General features: G+C 64.4%; 12 protein-coding genes. 2 read left to right on the forward strand and 10 right to left on the reverse strand.

What is annotated here, in order from left to right:
* Nucleotides 1–12: 12 nt before the first annotated feature.
* The 10 genes from bamA to rpsB form a co-directional block, all read right to left on the reverse strand.
* Nucleotides 13–2367, reverse strand: a complete 2355-nt coding sequence (gene bamA, locus G4G28_RS14295; protein WP_182988775.1) for an outer membrane protein assembly factor BamA — start codon at nucleotides 2365–2367, stop codon at nucleotides 13–15.
* 188 nt (nucleotides 2368–2555) lie between these two features.
* Nucleotides 2556–3077 (reverse strand): RIP metalloprotease RseP, encoded by a 522-nt coding sequence (gene rseP / locus G4G28_RS28360; protein WP_308600639.1) that lies wholly within the window; start codon nucleotides 3075–3077, stop codon nucleotides 2556–2558.
* On the reverse strand, nucleotides 3016–3789 hold the full coding sequence (locus tag G4G28_RS28365) for a site-2 protease family protein (RefSeq protein ID WP_308600640.1): 774 nt from the start codon (nucleotides 3787–3789) through the stop codon (nucleotides 3016–3018). Before G4G28_RS28365 ends, rseP begins: the two co-directional genes overlap by 62 nt.
* A gap of 116 nt (nucleotides 3790–3905) precedes the next feature.
* The gene (ispC, locus tag G4G28_RS14305; protein WP_183107511.1) at nucleotides 3906–5084 is read right to left on the reverse strand and encodes a 1-deoxy-D-xylulose-5-phosphate reductoisomerase; all 1179 of its coding nucleotides are present in this window, start codon (nucleotides 5082–5084) and stop codon (nucleotides 3906–3908) included.
* 9 nt (nucleotides 5085–5093) lie between these two features.
* Complete coding sequence (locus G4G28_RS14310; RefSeq protein ID WP_182988778.1) at nucleotides 5094–5927, reverse strand: phosphatidate cytidylyltransferase; 834 nt, start codon at nucleotides 5925–5927, stop codon at nucleotides 5094–5096.
* 50 nt (nucleotides 5928–5977) lie between these two features.
* Nucleotides 5978–6730, reverse strand: coding sequence for a polyprenyl diphosphate synthase (gene uppS / locus G4G28_RS14315; RefSeq protein WP_182988779.1), 753 nt, complete (start codon nucleotides 6728–6730; stop codon nucleotides 5978–5980).
* Between the two features lie 95 nt (nucleotides 6731–6825).
* The gene (gene frr, locus G4G28_RS14320) at nucleotides 6826–7386 is read right to left on the reverse strand and encodes a ribosome recycling factor (protein WP_182988780.1); all 561 of its coding nucleotides are present in this window, start codon (nucleotides 7384–7386) and stop codon (nucleotides 6826–6828) included.
* Nucleotides 7387–7417: 31 nt separating this feature from the next.
* Entirely contained in the window at nucleotides 7418–8134 is a 717-nt protein-coding gene (pyrH, locus tag G4G28_RS14325) for a UMP kinase (protein ID WP_182988781.1), read from the reverse strand.
* A 371-nt stretch (nucleotides 8135–8505) separates the two neighbouring features.
* Nucleotides 8506–9417, reverse strand: a complete 912-nt coding sequence (gene tsf, locus G4G28_RS14330; RefSeq protein WP_182988782.1) for a translation elongation factor Ts — start codon at nucleotides 9415–9417, stop codon at nucleotides 8506–8508.
* Between the two features lie 209 nt (nucleotides 9418–9626).
* A complete protein-coding gene (rpsB, locus tag G4G28_RS14335) occupies nucleotides 9627–10376 on the reverse strand; it encodes a 30S ribosomal protein S2 (protein WP_182988783.1) in 750 nt (249 codons plus the stop codon).
* A gap of 495 nt (nucleotides 10377–10871) precedes the next feature.
* On the opposite strand from rpsB, the gene map reads away from it, so the two are divergent.
* Complete coding sequence (map, locus tag G4G28_RS14340) at nucleotides 10872–11696, forward strand: type I methionyl aminopeptidase (RefSeq protein ID WP_182988784.1); 825 nt, start codon at nucleotides 10872–10874, stop codon at nucleotides 11694–11696.
* Nucleotides 11697–11701: 5 nt separating this feature from the next.
* Entirely contained in the window at nucleotides 11702–14290 is a 2589-nt protein-coding gene (locus G4G28_RS14345; protein WP_182988785.1) for a [protein-PII] uridylyltransferase, read from the forward strand.
* Nucleotides 14291–14333 lie beyond the last annotated feature (43 nt).

A 14333-nucleotide genomic window follows, 5' to 3' on the forward strand; every position in this document is an offset into this window, starting at 1 on the left:
TAAGCCGGCCCGTCAGAAGCCCGTGCCCATCTGGAACTGGAAGCGTTCGAGCCTGTCGCCCGGCTTCGCGTTCAGGGGCTTAGCATAACTCAAGCGCAGCGGACCGACAGGCGAAATCCAGGACAGGCCGATACCGGCCGAGTAGCGCAGCTCGCCGAGCATGATCTTCGACTTCTCCTGGTACACCTGGCCGCCGTCGGCGAAGGTGAACCAGCGCAGGCTGCGGTCCTTGCTGCTGCCCGGGAAGGGGAACTGCAGCTCGACGTTGCCGATGACGCGCTTGGACCCGCCGATTGCGTCGCCGTAGCGCGGGTCGACCACGCCCAGGGTCGAGCTTTCGAAGCCGCGCACCGAGCCGATGCCGCCGGCGTAGAAGTTCTTGAACACCGGATAGGCGTTGCCGCCGATGCCCTTGCCGTAGTCGAACTCGCCGCGCAGGGCCAGCGTCATCCAGCTGGTGAGCGGACGATACCACTGGTGTTCGTACACCAGTCGGTAGTACTTCGCGTCGCCGATGGCGTCGACCTCGACGTTGGCACGCTGGTAGCGGCCGATGCTCGGGGTCAGCGCGCTGTCGCGGCTGTCGCGGCCCCAGGCCACGGTCAGCGGGATCGAGATGCTCTTGCCGGTGCCGACGCCGTAGAAGGGGTCGCCCACCGTGTTGTTGCCGCCGTTTTGTGCCACGAATTCACGGTAAAGGGTCGGGCTGCTGGTGTCGGTGGTCAGCGAGGTGCGTTCGAGGCCCACGCCGAAGTAGACCGTGTCGGTTTCCGAGAACGGCACGCCGAAGGTCAGGTTGCCCCCGGTCTGGCGCACGGTATAGGAACCGATGTTCTCCAGTGGCGGGCTGGTGGTGCGCAGGTAGACCTGGAAGGCGCGCGAGATGCCGTCGTCGGTGAAGTACGGGTTCGTGTTCGAGAACGCGATCGTGCGGCTGTACTTCGAGGTATTCAGGTCGATGCCGACGGTCTGGCCGCTGCCGGCGAAGTTGGCCTGCTGGACCGATGCCGTGAAGGTGAATTTCTCGGCCTGCGAGAACGAGCCGCCGACCATGAAGTTGCCGGTCGGGCGTTCCTCGACCGTCAGGTTGACGTCGACCTGGTCGTTGGTGCCCGGGGACTCGGGCGTATCGACCTTCACTTCCTTGAAGTAGCTCAGGCGGTCGACGCGGTCGCGCGAGAGCTTGACCTTGTTGGCGTCGTACCAGGCGCCTTCGAACTGGCGGAACTCGCGGCGGATCACTTCGTCGCGGGTGACGGTGTTGCCGGCGATGTTCATGTGGCGCACGTAGGCGCGCTTGCCCGGATCGACGAAGAAGGTGAAGGCCACTTCGCGCTTCTCGCGGTTGAGTTCCGGGTTGGCGTTGACGTTGGCGAAGGCGTAGCCGAAGGAGCCGAGGCGGTCGGCGATGCGCTTGTTGCTCGCTTCCTGCAGCGCGCCGGAATAGGTCTTGCCCGGCTGGAGCAGGATCAGCTGGCGCAGCTCTTCCTCGCGTCCGAAGGTCTCGCCTTCGAGCTTCACGCTCGAGACGGTGTACTTCTCGCCTTCGGTGATGTTGATGGTGAGGTAGATGTCCTTCTTGTCCGGCGAGATCGACACCTGGGTCGATTCGACCTTCGCTTCCAGGTAGCCGCGGTCGAGGTAGAAGGACTGGATCGCTTCGAGGTCGCCGGTCAGCTTGGTCTTCGAATACTGGTCGGCCTTGGTGTACCAGGTGAACCAGCCCGAGGTGTCGAGCTGCAGCTGCTCGCGCAGTTCCTTGTCCGAGAAGACCTTGTTGCCGACGATGCTGATCTGCGCGATGCGCGCGACGTCGCCTTCGTCGACGTTGAACATGACGTTCACGCGGTTACGCTCGATCGGCGTGATGGTGGTCGTGATCTTCACGCCGTACAGGCCATGCGACAGGTACTGGCGCTTGAGTTCCTGTTCGGCGCGGTCGACGGCCGCCTTGTCGTAGATCTTGGTTTCGCCCACGCCGATGTCGCGCAGGGCCTTGACTAGCATGTCCTTCTCGAATTCCTTGGTGCCGGTGAAGTCGACCGCGGCGATCGCCGGACGCTCCTCGACCAGCACGACCAGCACGCCGTTCTCTTCCTCGAGGCGGATGTCCTTGAAGAAGCCGGTGGCGTACAGCGCCTTGATGGCGACAATGCTCTTGTCGTCGTCGAAGGTCTCGCCCACGCGCACCGGCAGGTAGCTGAACACGGTGCCGGCTTCGGTACGCTGGATGCCTTCGATCCGGATGTCCTTGACGACAAACGGATTGACGGCGAGCGCCGGGCCGGCGCACAGGGCCAGCACGGCCGCACCGATCAGGCTGCGGCGAATGAACGGCAGGGCAAAACGATCTGGTTGTGATTTCATTGGCTAAATCGATGAGTCATTGGACAACGTACATATTCTTGGAATCCTCGAATACCCTGCTGCGGCTTGCATTGCCGGCCTGCGATGCTGCGCGTCCGGCCACTACCCTGGCAGCTCGCTACGGTTTCTCGAGGTTCCTCTTGTTCACCGGTGGATGCGGCGCCATGGCGCCGCATCCACCATGGGGTCTACAGCCGCTGCGACAGGTCATTGAAGATGGCGAGCGCCATCAGCATGAACAGCAGGGCCACCCCTGCTCGCTGAGCGAATCCCTGGATGCGCTCGGACAGGGGACGCCCGGTCAAAACTTCCAGCGAATAATACAGCAAATGGCCACCGTCCAGCACTGGAATTGGTAACAGATTCATTACACCCAGGCTCACGCTGACCACCGCGATAAACCCCAAAAACGTGGCGAGGCCCATGCGCGCTGTCTGTCCGGCATAGTCGGCGATCGCGATCGGACCGGTGACGTTCTTCAGCGAAGCCTGGCCGGTGGCGATCTTGCCGATCATCTTGAAGGTCAGCGCCGTCATTTCCCAGGTGCGCGCAGCGCCCTTCGCGAACGCTTCGACCGGACCGGACTGCACCGTGACGCGCTCGAGGGCCGGTGCCAGCTGCACGGCGGCGACGCCCTGCCCTTTCGCGTCAAGCGCCGGCGTGAGCGGCAGCGTCAACACGGTGCCCCCACGGCGCACCTGCAGCTGCATGCTGCGGTTCGGCGCGGCGCGCACCGCGTCCACGAAGTCGGTCCGCGTGGGCAAAGGACTTGCCGTCGGCGCCGAGCACCACGTCGCCCGGCTGCAGGCCGGCGCGGGCACCGGCACCGCCCTCGATCGCGCGGTCGACGATCGGCATGCCGACCCAGAAGTCCAGGCCGAGCGCGGCCATCACATCGCTGTCGGGATTGGTCTTCGCGATCTCGCCCGCGGGTATCGTCGCCGCGTACTGGCCGCCGTTGGCGCCGCGTACGCTCAGCTTCGCCGCGCCCTTGTCCAGCGCCAGGTGGGTCATCTGCCAGCGCAGGTCGGACCAGGTCGCGACCGGCTCGCCGTTGACGGCGGTGATCGCGTCGCCCCCGCGCAGGCCGGCGACAAAGGCCGGCGTGCCCGGAGTGGTGGCGCGCAGGCGCGTGCCCGGCTCCTCGCTGCCGTGCATGAACAGCGCGGCGAACAGGACGATGGCGAGCAGGAAGTTGGCGACCGGGCCGGCAGCGACGATGGCGATGCGCTTCCACACATTCTGGCGCATGAAGTCGCGCGCGGCGTCGCGCTCGTCCTTCGGCGCGCTGCTCGGATCGCGGCTGTCGAGCATTTGCACATAGCCGCCCAGCGGCAGCGCCGACACCGCCCACTCGGTCTGGTCCGGGCCGAAGCGGCGCGACCAGACGACCTTGCCCATGCCGAGGGAAAAGCGCAGCACCTTGACGCCGCAGGCGCGCGACCCAGTAGTGGCCGAGCTCGTGGAAGACGATGAGCGGGCCCGGGGCCAGCAGGAAGGCCGCGACGGTCTTGATCAGTTCCATGGTCTGCCTTCCTTCACGCGCGGGCGATGGCGGCAACGATGTCGCGCGCGGCTTGCCGTGCCCGCGCATCCTGGGCCATCACGGCCTCGATGTCGCCGGCGGCGCCGTGGGCATTCTCGTCCATCACGCGGCGCAGCACGCGGTCGATGTCGCGAAAGCCGATGCGGCGCTCGAGAAAGGCTTCGACCGCAATCTCGTTGGCGGCGTTGAGCAGGGCCGGCGCGGTGCCGCCGGCGCGCAGCGCGTCGAAAGCGAGGGCCAGGCAGGGAAAGCGCGCATAGTCGGGCTGGTAGAACTGCAGCGCCGCCATCTGCGTCAGGTCGAGCTGGGCGACGCCGGAAGCGATACGGTCCGGGTAGGCCAGCGCGTGCGCGATCGGGGTGCGCATGTCGGGGTTGCCCAGCTGGGCCAGCACCGAGCCGTCCACGTAGGACACCATCGAGTGGATCACGCTTTGGGGATGGATCACGACTTCGATGCGCTCGGGCGCCGCGCCGAACAGCCAGTGGGCCTCGATCACTTCCAGGCCCTTGTTCATCATGGTGGCCGAGTCGACCGAGATCTTGCGCCCCATCGACCAGTTCGGGTGCTTGCAGGCTTCCTCGGGCGTCACCGCTTCCAGGGTCTCGACCGCGCGGTTCAGGAACGGGCCGCCGGACGCGGTGAGCAGGATCTTCGCCACGCCCGCCGCGCCCGGCTCGCGCGCGTAGCCGGCCGGGAGCGACTGGAAGATGGCGTTGTGCTCGCTGTCGATCGGCAGCAGGGTCGCCCTGTGCTCGCGCACGGCGTCCATGAAGAGCTGGCCGGACATGACCAGCGCTTCCTTGTTCGCCAGCAGGACCTTCTTGCCGGCACGGGCCGCGGCCAGCGTGGGCGCCAGGCCCGCGGCGCCGACGATGGCGGCCATCACGGTATCGGTGTCATCGCTGGCGGCGATCTCGCACAGGGCCGCTTCGCCGTAGGAGACATCGACCGGCAGGCCGGCCAGCAGGCGCGTCAGTTCAAGCGCGGCTTCAGCGCTGCCGACGACGGCGCGCTGCGGGCGAAACTGGCGGCACTGGGCCGCCAGTTCGTCGACGCGGCTGTGCGCGGACAGTGCATATACCTGGTATTGATCGGGATGACGTGCGAGCACGTCGAGGGTCGAGACGCCGATCGAGCCGGTGGCGCCCAGGATGGTGATGCGTTGCATGAGAATTCCTTAGAGCCAGGCGCCGACCAATGCTGCCAGTGGCAATACCGGAACCAGTGCGTCGATCCGGTCGAGCACGCCGCCGTGGCCGGGCAGCAGCTTGCTGCTGTCCTTCATGCCGGCGCGGCGCTTGAGCTGGGATTCGAACAGGTCGCCGACGATGCTGGCGGCGACGACCAGGACCAGCACGGCCCAGGTCGCGGCCCAGCCCAGGCTGGCCTGCAGGTGTACCGGGAAGGTGTTGGCCAGCGGTTCGCCGGCGAAGACGATGACGAGCGTGGCGATGATGAGGGTGGCGATGCCGCCGCCGATCGCGCCTTCCCAGGACTTGCCCGGCGAAATCGACGGCGCCAGCTTGCGCTTGCCGAAGGCCTTGCCGGAGAAGTAGGCGAAGATGTCGGCGGCCCAGACGATGGCCAGTACCGACAGCAGGTAGAGCGGCGAATGCGTGTAGAGCACGACGATGGCCGCGAAGCAGCCCACCAGCGACAGCGCGTAGGTGACGCTGAGCAGGGTATTGCTGGTGCTCGCGAGCGGCGGCAAACCCATCTTCAAGGTCGGCACGAAGCGCAGCAACCAGAGCAGCACGCTGATGACGAACCAGAAGCTCTGGCCCGCGCCGCGGCCGCTGAAGAAGAAAGCCCAGGCGAAAGCGGCCGTCCAGAACGCGGCCACGATGGCGGCGTTCTTCGATGTCGGGTTAAACAGGCGGAAGGTTTCCCAGATCGCGGCGCCGAAGAAGACGGTCACCACCACCGCGAAGGCCTCGAAGTTGTTGGAATACAGGACTGGCAACAGCACTGCCAGCAGCACGAGCGCGGTGAGGATCCGGGTTTTCAGCATCAGGTTTGGTCGGCTTGGTTGACTCGGTTGGCTTAGTTGGCTTAGTTGGCTTAGTTGGATTGTTTGGCCACTTGTTCGCCGGTGCGGCCGAAACGGCGCTCCCTGCTTTGATAGGACGCGATCGCCGTATCGAGCGACTCGGCCGAGAAATCCGGCCAGTAGGTGTCGGTGAAGTAGAGCTCGGAATACGCGAGCTGCCACAGCAGGAAGTTCGAGATGCGCTCTTCGCCGCCGGTGCGGATGAAGAGGTCGGGCTCGGGCGCGTAGGCCATCGCCAGGTGGGGCGCGAGCATCTCTTCGGTGAACTCGAGCAGGCCGGGATTGGCCGCCACCATCTTGCTGGTGGCCTGCATGATGTCCCAGCGCCCGCCGTAGTTGGCGCAGACGGTGACGGTCAGGCGCGTGTTGCCGGCCGTGCGGCGCTCGGCGGCGGCGATCATCTCGCGCAGCTTGGCGTCGAAGCGCGACAGGTCGCCGACCACCTTCAGGCGGATGTTATTGGCGTGCATTTTTGAGACTTCGCGCTCGAGCGCGGTGACGAACAGGCGCATCAGAAGCGAGACTTCCTCTTCCGGACGGCGCCAGTTTTCCGAGGAAAACGCGAACAGGGTCAGGTATTCGACCCCGCGCAGGACGCAGGCTTCGACCACGCCGCGCACCGCTTCGACGCCCTTGACGTGGCCGGCCACGCGCGGGAGCAGGCGCTTGGTCGCCCAGCGGCCGTTGCCGTCCATGATGACGGCGATATGGCGCGGGACGGCCGGGACGTCGGGTACTACAGTGGTCGAACTCTTGAAGATCATAAATCCATTGCCTTGCGTCGCTACTTGGGAGGGGGATGATACAACACCGCGCGGGGGCGGCAGGAAGGCCGCGCCCGCACGGCCTTCCCTGCTGCTTAGACGGTCAGGACTTCCTTTTCCTTCTCCGCGACCATCTTGTCGATGTCGGCGACGAACTTGTCGGTCAGCTTCTGGATCTCGTCCGAGGAGCGGCGCTCGTCGTCTTCCGAAGCGGTCTTGTCCTTCACCATCTTCTTGAGCTGCTCGTTGGCATCGCGGCGGATGTTGCGCACGGCGATTTTCGCGTCTTCGGCTTCCGACTTGACCAGCTTGACCATTTCCTTGCGGCGCTCTTCGGTCAGGGCCGGGGTCGGCACACGGACCAGTTCGCCGAAAGTCGACGGGTTCAGGCCCAGGTCGGAATCGCGGATCGCCTTTTCGATGGTGCTCAGCATCTTCTTTTCGTAGGGCTGGACGCCGATGGTGCGGGCGTCGATCAGGGTCAGGTTGGCCACGCCCGACAGTGGGGTCGGCGCACCGTAGTAATCGACCATGATGTGGTCGAGGATGCCGGTGTGGGCACGGCCCGTGCGCACCTTGGCCAGATCGGCGCGCAGGGTTTCGATCGACTTGGTCATGCGCTCTTGCGCATTCTTCTTGACGTCAGCTAAGGACATGCTGCTCTCCTGTTTTTCAGTGTTCGTATTGTTAAACGTGTACCAGTGTACCCTCGTCCTCGCCCATGATCACGCGCATGAGCGCGCCGGGTTTGACGATGGAGAACACCTTGATCGGCAGTTTCTGGTCGCGGCACAGCGCAAAGGCGGTCGCGTCCATCACCTGCAGCTGCTTCGAGATCGCCTCGTCGAACGAGATCGATTCGTAGCGGGTGGCATCCGGGTCCTTCTTCGGATCGGCAGTATATACGCCATCGACCTTGGTTGCCTTCAGGACGATCTCGGCCGAGATTTCCGAGCCGCGCAGGGCGGCGGCGGTGTCGGTCGTGAAGAAGGGATTGCCGGTACCGGCGGCGAAGACGACGACCTTGCCCTCTTCCAGGTATTGCAGGGCTTTCGGGCGCACGTAGGGCTCGACCACCTGCTCGATGCCGATGGCCGACATCACGCGCGCGGTGATGCCGACGTGGCGCATGGCGTCGGCCAGGGCCAGCGCATTCATGACGGTGGCCAGCATGCCCATGTAGTCGGCGGTAGCGCGGTCCATGCCCTGGGCGCCAGGCGCGACGCCGCGGAAGATGTTGCCGCCGCCAATCACGACCGCCACCTCGACACCCGCCTTGGCCACTTCCGCGACGTCGGCGACCATGCGGTCGATGGTGGCACGATTGATGCCGAACTGATCGTCGCCCATCAGCGCTTCGCCAGACAGTTTCAGGAGGACTCGTTTGTAGGCTGGTTTGGTCATGATGAAGCGCTCTCCTATGTGTTGTTTCGAATTCGGGTCCGGCCGCGGGTCGACGCCCGGGGCCTCATCTGCCAATGTACAGATGGCGGTGAAACTGGCGCGCACGGGCCGGGCGAGCCCGCGGCGTGTCGCCTTCGTAGGTGGGCACTCCGTGCCCACGCGGTCGTACCGATGCGCGGCGCGCCGTATCAACCTCCCGTCCGGCGGCAATCGACGCGGACGGATGACCGATTACGCCAACACGCATCACAGATTGAATCCGCGTGGGCACGGAGTGCCCACCCTACGAATCCTGGCTGCTTTTGACAAGCAACATTGCCTGACAATAAACACCCAGGTTAAAAAAACGGGCCTTGCGGCCCGCTTTCACATTACTGCTTGTTGGCAGCCATCTGTGCCGCGACTTCTGCTGCGAAGTCGTCCACCTTCTTCTCGATGCCCTCGCCCACGACGTACATCGTGAATGCCTTCACCGTGGTGTTGGTGGCTTTCAGCATTTGCTCGATCGACTGCTTGTCGTTCTTCACGAATGCCTGGTTCAGCAGCGACACTTCCTTCAGGTACTTCTGGACCGAACCTTCGAGGCGCTTGGCCAGGATTTCCGGCGACTGGGCCGGCTTGCCTTCGGCAGCGGCTTTGTCCGCATCTTCCTGGGCCTTCAGCTGGGCGACCGAACGCTCTTTCTCGATCATTTCAGCTGGCACCTGGTCCGACGACAGGGCGACCGGCTTCATTGCGGCGATGTGCATCGCGACGTCCTTGCCAACCTGCTCGTCCGCGCCTTCGTAGTCGACCATGACGCCGATACGGGTGCCGTGCAGGTAGGAAGCGAGCTTGCCGGTGGTTTCGAAGCGCTGGAAGCGGCGCACGGTCATATTTTCACCGATTTTGCCGATCAGTGCAGTACGCACTTCGTCGAAGGTCTTGCCGCCTTCGACCGGCAGGGCTGCCAGGGCAGCGACGTCGGCCGGGTTGTTCTCGGCGACGAGCTTGGCCGCCAGGCTGGCCATGGCCAGGAAGTCGTCGTTCTTGGCGACGAAGTCGGTTTCGCTGTTGATTTCGACCAGCGCGCCGATGTTGCCGGCGATGTAGCTCGAGACCACGCCTTCGGCGGTGATGCGTGCCGATGCCTTCGAAGCCTTGCCGCCCAGCTTGACCCGCAGGATTTCTTCGGCACGGCCCATGTCGCCTTCGGCTTCGGTCAGTGCCTTCTTGCATTCCATCATCGGCGCATCGGTCTTCGCGCGCAGTTCGCCCACCATCGCTGCAGTAATCGCTGCCATGTTTCTCTCCTAAATGTGATCAGTGTGCACGTGCTTGACAGCCACCTGCACGATATTGCAAACGCCGCCAGGGCGTCCGCACGATATTTTCTTGCTAATTCGGTGCTTAAAAAAAGGGGTGCTCAGCAATGGCTCGGCACCCCTTCCTGGGTCACGCGGGCAAGCCGCATGCGGCAGGCCCGCGGGGCCCGCCCTTACTCTATTAAGACTTAAGCCTGCTCGGAGACTTCGACGAAGTCGTCGCCGCCGGCCTTGACCATCTCAACGACTTCGTTGGTGGCGTTGGCACGGCCTTCCAGGATCGCATCGGCAACGCCGCGTGCGTACAGGGTGATGGCCTTCGACGAGTCGTCGTTGCCAGGGATCACGTGGGTGACGCCTTCTGGCGAGTGGTTGGTATCGACCACGCCGATGACCGGGATGCCCAGCTTGCCGGCTTCGGTGATGGCGCCCTTGTGGTAGCCGACGTCGACGACGAAGATTGCGTCAGGCACGCCGCCCAGGTCCTTGATGCCGCCGATCGATTTCTGCAGCTTGATCATTTCGCGCGAGAACATCAGCGCTTCTTTTTTCGACAGCTTCTCGACCGAACCGTCTTCCACTTGCGCTTCCATGTCTTTCAGGCGCTTGATCGAGGTCTTGATGGTCTTGAAGTTGGTCAGCATGCCGCCCAGCCAACGCTGGTCGACGTAAGGAACGCCGGCGCGCTGTGCTTCAGCAGCGATGATGTCGCGTGCCTGGCGCTTGGTGCCGACCATCAGGATGGTGCCGCGGTTCGACGAAATCTGCTTGATGGTCTTCATCGCATCCTGGTACATCGCCATGGTTTTTTCCAGGTTGATGATGTGGATCTTGTTGCGATGACCAAAGATGAACGGTGCCATCTTCGGGTTCCAGAAACGGGTCTGGTGGCCGAAGTGAATACCGGCTTCCAGCATTTCGCGCATAGTAACGGACATGTAATTCTCCAGGGTTAAGTCTTGAATAACGGCCAGTCACCCTATGGGCACCCTTGTCGGCCGCATTCGCGATTTGAATAAATAAATGGACTACTTTTGACAACATTGCCGGACCTCAGTCCAAGCAACCCGAGATTCTAGCGGGATTCGGGTGGATTTTCAAGCTTTGCGTGCTGCATTCGGGCGTCCGGGCGCTTCGCGTGCCTGGCTGAAGCGCTGCATACGACGTACCGCGTGGGCTCGAGAGCCCACCCTACGAACGGCGAAGCAATTCGATTTTGTAGGGTGGGCTCTTGAGCCCACCTTACGAACGGCGAAGCAATTCGATTTTGCAGGGTGGGCTCTTGAGCCCACGCCGTTAACCCGCAGAACATTCGCAAACCCACCCTCGCCTCGGCAAGCCACTGCACATCCCTTATAATGAAAAGAATATTGCACCGGGCGCGACTGTTGCTCGGCTGTTACGAATACTTACCGTTAGTCGAATCCTCATCCATGACCATCTCCATCAAGACCCCCGACGAAATCGAAGGCATGCGCCTGGCCGGCCGCCTCGGCGCCGAAGTGCTCGACTACATCACGCCTTTCGTCAAGCCGGGCGTGACCACGGGCGAACTCGACCGCCTGTGCCACGAATACATGGTCAAGGTCCAGGGCACCGTGCCGGCGCCGCTGAACTACGCGCCGCCGGGTTACCCGCCCTTCCCGAAGGCGGTGTGCACCTCGGTCAACGACGTGATCTGCCACGGCATCCCCGGCGACAAGGTCCTGAAAAGCGGCGACGCCCTGAACATCGACGTCACCGTCATCACGAAGGATGGCTTCCACGGCGACAACAGCCGCATGTTCCTGGTTGGCCAACCCTCCCTGCTGGCGCGGCGCCTGTCGGAAGTGGCCTACGAGTGCATGTGGCTGGGCATCTCGAAAGTGAAACCGGGCGCGCACCTGGGCGACATTGGCCACGTGATCCAGCAGCACGCCGAAAAGAACGGCTACAGCGTGGTGCGCGAATTCTGCGGCCACGGCATCGGCCGCGTCTTCCATGAAGAGCCGCAGGTGCTCCACTACGGCAAGCCCGGCACGCTGGAAAAGCTGGAAGCGGGCATGATCTTCACGATCGAGCCGATGATCAACGCCGGCCGCCGCGAAATCAAGGAAATGCCGGACGGCTGGACCATCAAGACGCGCGACCGCAGCCTGTCGGCCCAGTGGGAGCACATGATCCTCGTCACCGAGACCGGCTACGAGGTGCTGACCCAGTCGGCCGGCACCCCGCCGCCGCCGGCCATCGTCCTGCCAAAAGCCGCCGTCCCGGCGTAGGCAGCATGTCTCCGATGGCGCTCGACGGGATCCGTCCCGCTCTCAAGGCCAGGCTCAAGGCCGAGCGCCATGCCTTGTTTGCCGCGTTCAAGGATGAGGGCAAGCCGGAGAAGCTGCTGCGCGGCCTGCGCCAGTGCGTCGACGACATCCTTGGCGAAGCCTGGGACGCTGCCCGCCTGCCAGGCAACAGCGCCCTGGTCGGCGTGGGCGGCTACGGCCGCGGCGAACTGTTCCCGCATTCCGATGTCGACCTGCTGATCCTGCTGGGCGAGCCGGCCGACGCCATCACCCAGGCCCGGCTGGAAAGCCTGGTGCAGCTGCTGTGGGACCTGGGCCTGGAAATCGGCCACAGCATCCGCACCGTCGACGAATGCCTGGTCGAGTCGCAGGCGGACATCACCGTGCAAACGAGTTTGCTGGAAGCGCGCCTGGTCGCAGGCAGCGCGGCGCTCTTCGCCCAGCTGGAAGGACGCTACCGGGAAGCGCTCGATCCGCAGGCCTTCTTCCAGGCCAAGACCGCGGAAATGCGCCTGCGCCATGCCAAGTACGAATACACCGCCTTTGCGCTGGAGCCGAACTGCAAGGAGAGCCCGGGAGCGCTGCGCGACCTGCAGGTGATCCTGTGGGTGGCCAAGGCGGCGGGCCTGGCCGCTTCCTGGAGCCAGTTCGCCACGCGCGGCCTGATCACCCACGAGGAAGCGCGCCAGTTGATGGAAAAGGAGCGCGCCTTCAAGGATATCCGCGTGCGCCTGCACCTGCAGACGAACCGGCGCGAAGACCGCCTGCTGTTCGACGTGCAGACGGCGATCGCCGAGTCTTTCGGCCTGACCGACGACGCACCAGGCCCGGGGGCGCGGCGGGCCTCTGAATACCTGATGCAGCGCTACTACTGGGCGGCGAAGACCGTCACCCAGCTCAACACCATCCTGCTGCAGAATATCGAGGCCCAGCTGTTCCCGCAGCCGGCCGTACCGCTGCCGCTCGCCGGTCCTGCCGGCGCCTGCTTCAACGACGTCAACGGCTTCATCGACATCGCGCGCGACGACACCTTCGAGACCGACCCGGAAGCCATCCTCGGGATTTTTGTTGCCATGACCGAGCGCCCGGACATCAAGGGCATGACCGCGCGCACCACGCGCGCGCTCTGGCATGCGCGCGAGCTGATCGACGATGCCTACCGCGCCGACCCGGCCAACAAGGCGAACTTCCTGCGCATCCTGAAGGCGCCGGTGGGCCTGGTGCACGCGCTGCGGCGCATGAACGACTTCGGTGTGCTGGGACGCTACCTGCCGAACTTCCGCCGCATCGTCGGCCAGATGCAGCACGACCTGTTCCACGTGTATACCGTCGACCAGCACATCATGATGGTGGTGCGGAACCTGCGCCGCTTCACGATGAGCGAGCACGCCCACGAATATCCCTTCTGCAGCGGCCTGATCGCCAACTTCCGCGACCGCTGGCTGCTGTATGTCGCCGCCCTCTTCCACGACATCGCCAAGGGCCGCGGTGGTGACCATTCGGAACTGGGCCGCGAGGACGCCCTCGCCTTTTGCCAGGAACATGGCATGCGCGAGGAAGACACGGAGCTGGTCGTGTTCCTGGTCGAACAGCACCTGACCATGTCGCAGGTGGCGCAGAAGCAGGACCTGTCCGACCCCGACGTGATCGCCTCGTTTGCGGCCGTGGTGAAGGACGAGCGCCACCTGACCGCGCTGTACCTGCTGACGGTGGCCGACATCCGCGGCACCAGCCCCAAGGTGTGGAATGCCTGGAAGGCCAAGCTGCTCGAAGACCTGTACCGCATTACCCTGCGCGTGCTCGGGGGCGAGCCGCATTCGGCCGACCGCGAACTGCGCGCGCGCCAGCAGGAAGCGCTGGCCACGCTGCGCCTGTTCGGTTTACCGAGCGATGCCCACGAGGCGCTGTGGGACCAGCTTGACGTGGTCTATTTCCTGCGCCACGACGCTTCCGACATCGCCTGGCAGACGCGCTTCCTGCACGACAAGGTGAACCACCCCCGTCCGGTGGTCAAGGCGCGGCTGGCGCCGATCGGCGAAGGCCTGCAGGTGGCGGTCTACATCAAGGACCAACCCGACCTGTTCGCGCGTATCTGCAGTTACTTCGACCGCAAGAATTTCAGCATCCTCGACGCCAAGATCCACACGACGAAGAATGGCTATGCGCTCGACAGCTTCCTCGTCACCGCCGAGGGTTTCGCCAGCCACTACCGCGACATCATCAGCCTGATCGAGCACGAACTGTGCGAGCTGCTGGTAAGGCAGGCGCCGCTGCCGCCACCGACGCGCCCGCGCCTGTCGCGCCTGTCGCGCCACTTCCCGGTCGCGCCCAGCGTCGACGTGCGCCCGGACGAACGCGGCCAGTACCTGCTGTCGATCGCGGCCAACGACCGCACCGGCCTGCTGTACGCGATCGCCAGCGTGCTGACGCGCTACCGCATCAGCCTGCACACGGCGAAAATCATGACGCTGGGCGAACGCGTCGAGGACGTGTTCCTCGTCGACGGCGCCAATCTCACCAATCCGCGCGTGCTGGTGCAGCTCGAGACCGAGCTGCTTGACGCGCTGGCAGTCTGATTGCGCGCCCTGCCCGTCAACTGAAACACTTCATCTCACTTCA

This window comes from Massilia sp. Dwa41.01b (genome assembly GCF_014171775.1).
GTDB lineage: Bacteria > Pseudomonadota > Gammaproteobacteria > Burkholderiales > Burkholderiaceae_D > Telluria.

Bases quoted from the DNA above. Each gene is read 5' to 3' on its own strand.
- bamA (WP_182988775.1), bottom strand. From the start codon at position 2,367: ATGAAATCACAACCAGATCGTTTTGCCCTGCCGTTCATTCGCCGCAGC.
- rseP (WP_308600639.1), bottom strand. From the start codon at position 3,077: ATGCAGCTGCAGGTGCGCCGTGGGGGCACCGTGTTGACGCTGCCGCTC.
- ispC (WP_183107511.1), bottom strand. From the start codon at position 5,084: ATGCAACGCATCACCATCCTGGGCGCCACCGGCTCGATCGGCGTCTCG.
- G4G28_RS14310 (WP_182988778.1), bottom strand. From the start codon at position 5,927: ATGCTGAAAACCCGGATCCTCACCGCGCTCGTGCTGCTGGCAGTGCTG.
- uppS (WP_182988779.1), bottom strand. From the start codon at position 6,730: ATGATCTTCAAGAGTTCGACCACTGTAGTACCCGACGTCCCGGCCGTC.
- frr (WP_182988780.1), bottom strand. From the start codon at position 7,386: ATGTCCTTAGCTGACGTCAAGAAGAATGCGCAAGAGCGCATGACCAAG.
- pyrH (WP_182988781.1), bottom strand. From the start codon at position 8,134: ATGACCAAACCAGCCTACAAACGAGTCCTCCTGAAACTGTCTGGCGAA.
- tsf (WP_182988782.1), bottom strand. From the start codon at position 9,417: ATGGCAGCGATTACTGCAGCGATGGTGGGCGAACTGCGCGCGAAGACC.
- rpsB (WP_182988783.1), bottom strand. From the start codon at position 10,376: ATGTCCGTTACTATGCGCGAAATGCTGGAAGCCGGTATTCACTTCGGC.
- map (WP_182988784.1), top strand. From the start codon at position 10,872: ATGACCATCTCCATCAAGACCCCCGACGAAATCGAAGGCATGCGCCTG.
- G4G28_RS14345 (WP_182988785.1), top strand. From the start codon at position 11,702: ATGTCTCCGATGGCGCTCGACGGGATCCGTCCCGCTCTCAAGGCCAGG.